Genomic DNA, 9,563 nt, shown 5'->3' on the forward strand with positions numbered 1-9,563 from the left:
TCCCATTCCGAACTCGGTAGTTAAGCCCGCCAGCGCCGATGATACTGCCCGCGGGAGCGGGTGGGAAAGTAGGGCGGTGCCAGGCTTTTTTATTTCGCTGCGTCTACTCCAAAGCTTCCCATAACTGAAAATAGTGTTATAAGAACATTGGTTTTCAGAAACCAATTTAAATTTGTTATGATACTGGGATAAATACCAAGAATTAAAAGAGAAAGAGCTGAAACTGTTAAGGATATAGCCAAAATTGTAATAAGTCTTAGTGGTAAAATTCCTGCAATATTTTGAGTTTTCCAATTTTCTAATTTTCCGTATTTAATAACTATAAATAAGCCAAGAATTATAAGAATTAACAAAACAACAGTATGTAAATAGGACATTTTTTGAGAAATTTCCCATATGTCTGCATTTGCTGCAAAGGGAAAAGCAAGAAGTATAGCTCCAGCTATTTCCTGGATTAAATCCTTTAATTGAAAACCGGATTTCTCATGTTTGATTTTATTCCTTATTTTCCCAATTTCTTTTTCTATTCCTTCGGCTTGCTTTCCTACTTTATCCACCTGACCTAAACCTCCATGATAAAATTTAAAATATGAGATTGCAGCTTACGCTCATTCTATTTTTGATACTTTACTCTTCAAGAGCTCTTTCCTTAGGTTGTCCCAGTCTTTCTGAGGCACAAATAATATTAAATTTATCCCTTAAGTATCCTTTAGTCGTTAAATCTGTCGTTCCATTTCCTTCCTTCAACAGCTGTAAAATATTCACAGAATCTGGAGAAACTTTCTTTCTTTCAAGGGATAAAAAGTTTTTAATCGAAGGTATGATTATTAATATACCTAAAGCAAAATTCCTTAAAGAGGATTTAATTTTCTTTAAGAAAAAATCCTTATTTTCTTTGGGAAAAGGGGAAGATATTTTTGTTTTTACAAATCCATTTTGTGAAGTATGTAGGAAGAATAAAAAGCTATTAGTGAATTTATCAGAAAAATATAGAGTAAATGTTATACCCCTAGGATTTAAGGGAAATGGATTTGAGGCTGCTGTATCTTCTTATTGTTTGAATTTAAATGAGAAAAACTTTTTTAGTTTACATAGAATAGAATTATGCGATGAGGGAAAGCTTAAAGTTTGGTCTATTTCTGATAAATTTAAAAAAATTGGAATAACTGGGACTCCAATAGTTGTAACAAGTGATGGTTCAATTTTTATAGGAGTTGATGGAATAAGAGAGTTGCTAAGAAAAAATTAAAATTGAACTAATAACCTTTTTATTTTCTGTTTTCTAATCGATTCTGGAATCTCCTGTAGTATTTCCTCAGCTCTAATGTCCTCTGGGTCCTTAATCCCGTTAAAGTTAATCAAATAGAAACTCAATTTATCCCCATAAACTTTATCCTCATCTAAGATAAATCCACAGATAGCAAGTTCTCTTCTGTCAATTTTTTCCTTAAATTCTTCTATAGATAGAAGTTTCTCTATCTGACTATCTATGTTTAATTCTAATAAGGCCGAATTTAACTGTTTAGGTTCTTCAAACATGGATATTAAAATTTCACCATTTTCCTCGTACGTTTTTCTTAAAAGTTTAAATTCTACCTCGGCCGAACTTGTTGGAAGTTTTAACAAGCTTTCCAGATTTATAGCAGTTGTTCCTAAAATGGCAACAAGAGGAACATTCAATTCATTAACAGCGTAGTAAATAGTTGCTATGTTTGAAAAGATTTGAGCAGCAGCATTTGAAACTATAAAGCTCTCGGGAAACAGAGAGGAAACCCTCCAAACAACACTTGAGGAACAAACAATACAGGAATCGTAACCATTGGGAGGATTGCTCTCTATACATTCCCTTAAAAGCAGCTTCTCAATTACTTTCACTGGATTCATTTTACCTCTACTAAATCAACAGTGAGATTTTGGGTATCAAGTATAACAAAGGTTTTCTTTCCTGTAAGGTATCCACAGAGCTCCCCAGGATTCACAATCTGACAGCCGTTTATAACCCGAACATCTATTTCGTGAGTATGACCGTAAAGAATGAAATCAAAGTCTTCCGATTTAGCAAGTGACTCCACAAATAAAGGTTCGTGCATGATGGCAAATCTCTGACCATCTATAAGTTTTGAGACAGGAGGTTTTTCAATTACTCCGCCGGAGACCTTTAGAAGTCCTACAATTTCTCCATCGTTGTTTCCAAAAACTCCCATAAAATCACACTTTATCAAGTTGAGCATGTGCTTTACTGCAAACGGAGAAATGAAATCTCCGCAGTGAATAACAAGGTCTATTCCCTCTCTATTAACAATCTCAGAGAATCTCTCAATAGCCTTTAAGTTGTCGTGGGAATCCGATACAACGGCTATCTTCATTTCTTCTCTCCTTTTGGAGGTTTTGAGGATACGTAATCACAATCAGGATATCTACTACAACCGTAAAAAACTTTTCCCCTTTTACTTTTTCTTTCAACAATCTCTCCTTCTCCACACTTTGGGCACTTTCCATAAGTTATTGGAGCTGTATACCTACAATTTGGATAGTTTGAACACGCTATAAACCTTCCGTACTTTCCTTTTTTTATAAGGAGTTCTCCCCCACACTCAGGACACTTCTCCCCAGTTCTCTCGTCCTCCTTTAGAGCTTCCTTATACTTACACTCTGGATAGTTTGAACAGGATATAAAGGCACCATACCTCCCATGAACCTTTAGAAGGGGAGCTCCACACTCGGGACAATTCCTCCCTATTTCCTCTCCCTTTAACCCTTTAAGCTCCCTTTTGGCATTTTCAAGGAGCTCCTTAAATTCTCCAAAGTAAAATTCCTTAAGGAGCTCTTTCCAGTTTTTAACTCCTTCCTCTATTTTATCAAGCTCCTCCTCTATTGAAGCAGTAAACTTGACGTCAACCACCTTTGGAAAGAGTTTCTTCAAAAGGGAATTTATAAACTCTCCCAATTCAGTAGGCTTAAGCTTTTGTTTCTCCTTCTCTACGTATCCCCTCTGAATAATGTTTGAAATGATAGTTGCGTAGGTTGAAGGCCTTCCAACTCCAGCTTCCTCAAGAGCTTTAACTAACGTTCCTTCTGTATAGCGAGGAGGAGGTTCTGTAAAGTGTTGTACTCCTTTAATTTCCTTCTTCTCAAGTTCCTCTCCTTCCTCAAGCTCCGGAAGTAACTTTTCCTCTACTTCAATAGGATAAACTTTTAAAAATCCCTCCTCCTTTAAGGTTGAGCCGGTAGCCCTAAAGGTTAATCCATCTCCTTCTATGTTAACAGAGACTGTATTGAAAACGGCATCTTTCATCTGGGAAGCAACAAACCTTCTCCATATCAAATCGTAGAGCTTGTACTGTTCAGGAGTCAGATACTTTCTTACACTCTCAGGAGTTCTATAAACGGAGGTAGGTCTAATTGCCTCATGGGCATCCTGAGCGGATTTCGGAGTTTTTCCTTCGTAACTTCTCTTCTGGGATGGCAGGTACTCCTCTCCCAGTTCATCCTTTATAAAATTTCTAACTTCCTTTACAGCTTCATCAGAAACTCTTGTAGAATCGGTTCTCATATAGGTTATAAGTCCCACTCTCTCATTTCCTAAATCAACTCCCTCGTAGAGCTGCTGAGCTATTTGCATAGTCATTTTGGCAGGAAAACCGAACCTCTTTGATGCCTCCTGCTGTAGAGTTGAAGTAATAAAGGGAGGTAAAGGTTTTCTCCTCCTTTCCTTCTTTTCAACTCGAGTCACCTTAAACTTAGAGGATTCTACCCTTTTTAAAAGTTGTTTTGCCTCTTTTTCCGTTGGAATGTCAAACTTTCCAAGTTTTTTACCGTCAACAGCCCAAAGTTTTGCACTTATTTCATTTTCACCCTTTAAAAACGTTCCCTCTACTGTCCAGTATTCCCTTGGAACAAACTTCCTAATTTCCTCTTCTCTGTCGCAGATTAGTCTTAGGGCAACAGATTGAACCCTCCCTGCCGAGAGAGCTCTCTTGAATTTTGCTGATAGGAGAGGAGAAATTGAGTAACCAACGATTCTGTCTAAAATTCTCCTTGCATGTTGGGCGTAAACCTTGTTCTCATCTATTTTATCCGGATTCTCTACAGCCTTTTTAATGGCACTCTTTGTTATTTCATGAAACCTTATACGAAAGATATTGTCCTTTTTTATTCTCTTTAGAGCATTTGCAATGTGCCAGCTTATGGCCTCTCCTTCCCTATCGGGGTCGGTTGCCAGATAGACAACGTCACTCTTTTTAGCAGCATCCTTTATTTCTTTCAGAATCTTATTTTTTCCCTTTATGGTTACAAACTTAGGCTTAAACTCCTTTTCAATATCAACTCCAAACTCCTTTTCGGGTAAATCTATAACGTGTCCCATAGATGCTTTAACGATAAAGTCCTTTCCTAAGTACTTTTGAATTGTCTTTGCCTTTGCAGGTGATTCCACAATTAACAGCTTTTTTCCCATTGCTTACCTCAGGATTTTAAGTGTCTGGAGAGAAATCTAATTAATTGGATTTGTAAGTCAAATTCCCCTCAGGATTTTTCCCTTATCCTTACTCTTTCAATCCTCTTGTTAGAGAGCTTTTCTACCTTTATCGTGTGGTGGGGGAGCTCTATAACCTCCCCTTCCTTCGGAAACCTTCCTAGCCTTGAGAGAATTAGGCCTCCAATACTTGAGTAATCAGTGCTTTCAGGTAAGGGAAAATTTAAGAGTTTATTTAGTTCTGATACTTCAACTGAAGCATCGGTGGATATAGTGTTCCCGCTTTTTGTTATTTCAATCTTTCCCTTATCAAACTCGTCCTCTATCTTTCCGACAATTTCCTCTAAGATGTCCTCAACTGTAACGATACCGAGGGTTGAGCCGAATTCGTCAACCACAATACCTAACTGTTCGTTAGCTCTTCTAAACTCCTTCAGTGCATCAAAAATGCTCATGTACTCCGGAAAAACCACAACAGGTCTCATGACTTCTCTTACCTTTAGGTTCGGGTCCTCAACGGCAACAAGGTCGGAAACGAGGAGATAACCGACTATGTTATCTATTCTCCCCTCAAAAATAGGAAGTTTCGAGAATCCACTCTTTTCAAAGAGCTCCAATGCTTCAGAGACCGTTGCATTGCTGCTAACTGCAATTACCTGTGAAAGTGGAACATAGATGTCTCCCAAGGTTTTTTCCTTTAAGTGAAGAATGTTTTTAAGAATGTCTCTCTCAGTTTCCTCAACTCTAAACCGAGACTTACTCTCAACTAAGAACTTGAGCTCCTCCTTTGTAACAAAGGGATTCTTTTCAGTCTCTGCCCTGAACAGGTGAGCTATCAGCCTTGAAAAGTTCATAACGAGGAGGGAGATAGGTTTAAAAAGAACGTAGAAAAAGTAAATGGGATAAACAATTTTAAATGCCAACTTTGAAGAGTACTTTTGAAAAAGACTCTTGGGAATCAACTCTCCAAATGTTAATGTAAAGGGAGTGAAACAGAGAACTGTCAGGAGCTCCGGATAATTCCCAAGGTAGGGTAGAGCATTTTGAATGTCCTTTAGTATGTAGGCTGTAAATATTGTTGAACCTGTAACTGTTGATAGGTTTGTTCCTATAAGGGTCGTTGTGAGGAGTTTTTCCGGTTCCTCTAATAGTTTTGAGAGAAGTCTTGCTGCTTTGTCTCCCTCCTTTAGTCTCTTTTGGAGCTCCAACTTTGAAAGAGAGACAACCGCTATTTCACTTCCCGAAAAGAAACCTTCTGAAATAATACAGAGAACAATTAGGGAGACGTAAAGGAGCTCCATTACGTTACCCTCTCAACCAAAACCGATTTAATCCTGTTTCCTTCCTTCTCCTCAACAATGAACCTGTATCCCTGATACTCAACAGATTCTCCCTTTTCTGGAATCTTCTCTAAGAGAGCCATTATGAGGCCTGAAACTGTATCAACCTCTTTAAGAATTTCATCGTCCTCCAAATTCAAAACCTCCTTAACTTCATCGATAGGAGCGTCTCCGGAAAATCTAAACTTTTCCTCCGATATTCTTTCAACCTCCTCCTCTTGACCCTTTTCGTCTGGAAGTTCCCCGACAATCTCTCTGAGGATATCGTCCAGTGTAACGAGTCCGGCAGTATTTCCGTACTCATCAATGACAATTGCCATGTGTCTCCGCGTTTTCTGCATCTCCTTTAGGAGCTTATCTATCGTTAAAAATTCAGGGACAAAAAAGGGAGAATCTGCAAACTCCTTAATCTCCCTTTTTAAGTCATTCACCGAAAGCTTTAAAGGCAAAATTCTCCTTGTATACAGGATACCTGTAATTTGGTCTAAGGAGTCCCTGTAAATAGGAATTCGTGAAAATTTAACCTCCTTCAACCTATTTAGTGCCTCTTCAACTGTTGTATCCTCAAGAAGGGCAAAAATCTTGTGTTTAGGTACCATAACCTCCTTAACTGTAACCTCCCCTAAGTCCAAAGCCCTATCTATTAGCTCAACCTCCTCCTTCCCTATAATTCCTTCCTTTGCTCCCTCTGAAACCAGAATGAGGAACTCCTCATCCGTTAGGGCCTTAGGCCTGTTGAAGAGTTCTACTCCAAAAGGTTTTAATATTAAAGTTGCAACTCCAACTAAAAGGGCTCTAAAGGGAAGTATCAGCTTTGATACCAGTTTTATAAATGGAAAGACAAAAAAGGCGTACCTTTCGGAGTACTTTATTGCCAGTGTTTTGGGGGTTACCTCTCCGCAGATTAGAAGGGTTACCACAGTGACGGGAACAGCCAAAAGGGAGCCCAACTCATGTCCAAAGAGCCTTATAAAGATTACCGTCGATGTGGCAGCAATTCCAACGTTAACCATTTCATTTCCTATTAGAATCGTAGCAATCAGGTCAGCCGGGTTCTGAAGGAGAGAGAGTATCTCCTTAGCTTTTTTATTCCCCTCCTTTGCGAGTCTCTCCAGTCTAAGAGTATTGAGCGAAAAGAAGGCAGTCTCAGAGGCGGAAAAGAGGGCAGAGAAGAAGATTAGGGTAGGAAGGATAAAGAGGTAAACTACCGGAACGGACTCCATTTTGTTAAGCCTTCTCAGTAAGTTTCTTGATAATTAGGTTTTGGATGGCAGTTATTACGTTGTTTGAGAACCAGTAGAGAACCAGTCCTGCTGGAAAGCTTGCAAATAGGAATGTAAAGAGAACTGCCATTCCAATAAACATGTACTGTTGCTGTTTATTTGTTGTAGGTGTAACCAACTGTTGAGCTATCATTGAAAGACCCATCAAGATAGGCAGTGCGTACGTTGGGTCCGGCATTGAGAGGTCCTTAATCCAGAGGAAAGGAGCTCCCTTCAGCTCAACAGCATTCAAAAATATCTCGTAGAGTGCGAAAAATATAGGAATCTGGGCAATCATTGGTAAACATCCACTGGCAGGGTTAACACCTAACTCCTTGTAGAGCTTCATTGTCTCTTCCTGGAGCTTCTGAGGGTCGTTTCCATACCTTTTCTTCAGCTCCTCTAACTTTGGGGCAACCTCCTGCATCTTCTTCATCGAGACAAAGCTCTTGTGTGTAAGGGGGTGAAGAATCAGTTTAACAATCAGGGTAAAGATGATGATTAAAAGTCCCCAGTTTGGAATGAACTGGTGGAGAAATAGGAAAACCTTCAAAAACGGCTTTGCCAAAAAGCCGAATACTCCAAAATCAATAGCAGAATCCATACCTAACGATTCGAGTCTGTTAAGTTCTTTTGGCCCTCCGTAGAATGTTGCGTTTGAAACGAAATTTCTAACAAAGGTGTGATTTGGGGATATTTTCTCAACTACGGCCGAAAACCTATTCGACTTAACTGCCATTAAAAAGTACTTATCCTCCTCTCCTGCCCAAAGAACGTTGTTGTAGGAGATAAAACCGGTTATGTCTGCAGGGTTGAGTCTAAAAACCTTTTCTTCCGTTTCAACGACTGGCCCAATGTGTCCCATTCTTGATGTATGGGCTTCGTTTACTTTTATATCCGTTCCAACAACAGTTTCAACTTCTCCCTTTGGAAAAACGGTTTCAACATCAATTCTGTAAGAGTTTGGATAGAAGGTAAACTTCTTTACGAAGGTAGTTCCGTCTAAGAGTTTTCCCCTCAGTTCGAGTGTTTGTGGCCTATTCTTTACAGTTAATTTTTCAGCCGAGGGGATTAGGTTTAGTTTTGAGAGCTCCTCGTTAAGCCTTTTATCCTCCGAAACTGTCATGAGAGGATAGATTCCCGTCTTTTTAGATTCATCGGAAACGAGCTGAGCTCTATACTTTTTGATATAGAGACTAATGAGTTTTCCGTTCACCGTTGAGATTTTGACACTGTAGAGGGGAGTATCAACAGAAACGACTTTCCCTATCTCCTTAGAGGGTATAACGTCTTTAGGGGCTGAAACAGTTTGCTTCTGACTAACTTTCTCCGCTTCCTCTGACTTCTTCTGATGGTGTCCAAAGAAAAACTGGAAGCCGAAAAAAACTAAAGCTGCCAAAATTAGAGCCTGAATAAAGGATGCTTTCTTCTCCCTATTTTCCATAATTCTCTCCTCTATGGGTAATCTACTCCCCCCTTAGAGAGGGGATTACAACGTAAAACTCTCCAGAGCGATTTTATAAGACCCTTCAGTACTCCATACTTTTCAACTGCCATTATTGTATAGTTTGAACACGTAGGGTAGTACCTGCAACTTCCTGGAGTAAAGGGTGATATAAATTTTTGATAGAACTTAACGAGGCTAATAACTACTGACTTTATCAAGTCTGCTCCTTTAAAATTCCTGCCTTTTCAGCAAGTCTCAAAAAATCCCTTTCAACATCTGAATACTTCTTTCCCAAAATCCCCTTTCTTGCAATAAAAATGATGTCAAAGGGTTTAAGCTTGTGTTTGTTGAGTCTAAAAACTTCCCTCATTAGTCGTTTTGCCCTATTTCTATCAACAGCTCTCTTTGAAACTTTTTTGGAGGCTATGAAACCAGCTCTTGGAAATCCTAAGTTATTACTACAAAAATAAAAGGCCACGGTAGAACCACCGAGGCTCCTTCCGTGGTCAAACACTCTCTTAAAATCCTTTACCTTCTTTAAACGCTCTTCCTTTCTTAGTGTAAACCTTATCTTCTCTTCCACTCGTCACTTATCGTAAGTTTCCAGCGTCCTTTCTTTCTACGCCTTCTCAAAATCTCACGTCCCGTTTTTGACTTCATACGTGCCCTAAAACCGTGAACTCTCTTACCATGAAGCCTGCTTGGCTGATAGGTCCTCTTTGTTGACAATTTCCACCTCCAGATACAAGGGAAGTTTTGTGATATCGGAATTATAGGCAAGGAATTTTATTTGTCAAAAAAATGTTCTCGTTCAATACATGGTGGACACCCTGGAGTTTTTTAATATATTCCTCAAACTTCTCTACTGGAGTCTTATAACCAAGACCTTGATGAGGCCTAACGAAGTTGTAAAAGCTTAGATACCTAAATAGTTTCCTGTTCATTTCATCAACTGTCGGCTCAGTCCCTTCTATCATCCACAGTTCCTTCTCCACCGTCTGTATGAACCTTTCAACATGTGCATTGGTCTTGGGAGACCT

12 protein-coding genes and 1 rRNA gene are annotated in these 9,563 nt (G+C 39.2%); 2 read left to right on the plus strand and 11 right to left on the minus strand.

Going from position 1 to position 9,563, the window contains the following annotated elements; translation table 11 throughout:
- Positions 1 to 85, plus strand: a 5S ribosomal RNA gene (gene rrf / locus FN732_RS08940); the annotation flags it as partial.
- A 4-nt stretch (positions 86 to 89) separates the two neighbouring features.
- Here rrf and FN732_RS08945 read toward each other — a convergent pair.
- Positions 90 to 557 (minus strand): DUF2391 family protein, encoded by a 468-nt coding sequence (locus tag FN732_RS08945; protein ID WP_142936206.1) that lies wholly within the window; start codon positions 555 to 557, stop codon positions 90 to 92.
- Positions 558 to 589: 32 nt separating this feature from the next.
- On the opposite strand from FN732_RS08945, the gene FN732_RS08950 reads away from it, so the two are divergent.
- Positions 590 to 1,249, plus strand: coding sequence for a thioredoxin domain-containing protein (locus FN732_RS08950; protein ID WP_185954310.1), 660 nt, complete (start codon positions 590 to 592; stop codon positions 1,247 to 1,249).
- Here the strand turns inward: FN732_RS08950 and FN732_RS08955 are convergent.
- From FN732_RS08955 to FN732_RS09000, 10 genes are all read right to left on the minus strand, one after another.
- Positions 1,246 to 1,884, minus strand: coding sequence for a carbonic anhydrase (locus FN732_RS08955; RefSeq protein WP_142936208.1), 639 nt, complete (start codon positions 1,882 to 1,884; stop codon positions 1,246 to 1,248). The genes FN732_RS08950 and FN732_RS08955 overlap by 4 nt on opposite strands.
- A complete protein-coding gene (locus FN732_RS08960; protein ID WP_142936209.1) occupies positions 1,881 to 2,366 on the minus strand; it encodes a metallophosphoesterase in 486 nt (161 codons plus the stop codon). The genes FN732_RS08955 and FN732_RS08960 overlap by 4 nt, the downstream gene beginning before the upstream one ends.
- The gene (gene topA, locus FN732_RS08965) at positions 2,363 to 4,456 is read right to left on the minus strand and encodes a type I DNA topoisomerase (RefSeq protein ID WP_142936210.1); all 2,094 of its coding nucleotides are present in this window, start codon (positions 4,454 to 4,456) and stop codon (positions 2,363 to 2,365) included. Before topA ends, FN732_RS08960 begins: the two co-directional genes overlap by 4 nt.
- A gap of 68 nt (positions 4,457 to 4,524) precedes the next feature.
- Positions 4,525 to 5,775 (minus strand): hemolysin family protein, encoded by a 1,251-nt coding sequence (locus FN732_RS08970; protein WP_142936211.1) that lies wholly within the window; start codon positions 5,773 to 5,775, stop codon positions 4,525 to 4,527.
- On the minus strand, positions 5,775 to 7,037 hold the full coding sequence (locus FN732_RS08975; protein WP_142936212.1) for a hemolysin family protein: 1,263 nt from the start codon (positions 7,035 to 7,037) through the stop codon (positions 5,775 to 5,777). Before FN732_RS08975 ends, FN732_RS08970 begins: the two co-directional genes overlap by 1 nt.
- A gap of 4 nt (positions 7,038 to 7,041) precedes the next feature.
- Complete coding sequence (gene yidC / locus FN732_RS08980; protein WP_142936213.1) at positions 7,042 to 8,520, minus strand: membrane protein insertase YidC; 1,479 nt, start codon at positions 8,518 to 8,520, stop codon at positions 7,042 to 7,044.
- An 11-nt stretch (positions 8,521 to 8,531) separates the two neighbouring features.
- The gene (gene yidD, locus FN732_RS08985; RefSeq protein WP_142936217.1) at positions 8,532 to 8,738 is read right to left on the minus strand and encodes a membrane protein insertion efficiency factor YidD; all 207 of its coding nucleotides are present in this window, start codon (positions 8,736 to 8,738) and stop codon (positions 8,532 to 8,534) included.
- Positions 8,738 to 9,106, minus strand: coding sequence for a ribonuclease P protein component (gene rnpA, locus FN732_RS08990; RefSeq protein WP_142936214.1), 369 nt, complete (start codon positions 9,104 to 9,106; stop codon positions 8,738 to 8,740). The genes yidD and rnpA overlap by 1 nt, the downstream gene beginning before the upstream one ends.
- Positions 9,091 to 9,252, minus strand: coding sequence for a 50S ribosomal protein L34 (rpmH, locus tag FN732_RS08995; RefSeq protein WP_142936215.1), 162 nt, complete (start codon positions 9,250 to 9,252; stop codon positions 9,091 to 9,093). The genes rnpA and rpmH overlap by 16 nt, the downstream gene beginning before the upstream one ends.
- Positions 9,253 to 9,293: 41 nt before the next feature.
- Positions 9,294 to 9,563: integrase core domain-containing protein (locus FN732_RS09000; protein WP_142936216.1), on the minus strand; the 270-nt coding region annotated here is incomplete at its 5' end.

The organism is Balnearium lithotrophicum (assembly GCF_900182585.1).
GTDB classification, from domain to species: domain Bacteria; phylum Aquificota; class Aquificia; order Desulfurobacteriales; family Desulfurobacteriaceae; genus Balnearium; species Balnearium lithotrophicum.

Excerpts from the sequence above, each read along its gene's own strand:
- FN732_RS08950 (WP_185954310.1), top strand. The coding sequence starts at position 590 with ATGAGATTGCAGCTTACGCTCATTCTATTTTTGATACTTTACTCTTCA.
- FN732_RS08955 (WP_142936208.1), bottom strand. The coding sequence starts at position 1,884 with ATGAATCCAGTGAAAGTAATTGAGAAGCTGCTTTTAAGGGAATGTATA.
- FN732_RS08960 (WP_142936209.1), bottom strand. The coding sequence starts at position 2,366 with ATGAAGATAGCCGTTGTATCGGATTCCCACGACAACTTAAAGGCTATT.
- topA (WP_142936210.1), bottom strand. The coding sequence starts at position 4,456 with ATGGGAAAAAAGCTGTTAATTGTGGAATCACCTGCAAAGGCAAAGACA.
- FN732_RS08970 (WP_142936211.1), bottom strand. The coding sequence starts at position 5,775 with ATGGAGCTCCTTTACGTCTCCCTAATTGTTCTCTGTATTATTTCAGAA.
- FN732_RS08975 (WP_142936212.1), bottom strand. The coding sequence starts at position 7,037 with ATGGAGTCCGTTCCGGTAGTTTACCTCTTTATCCTTCCTACCCTAATC.
- yidC (WP_142936213.1), bottom strand. The coding sequence starts at position 8,520 with ATGGAAAATAGGGAGAAGAAAGCATCCTTTATTCAGGCTCTAATTTTG.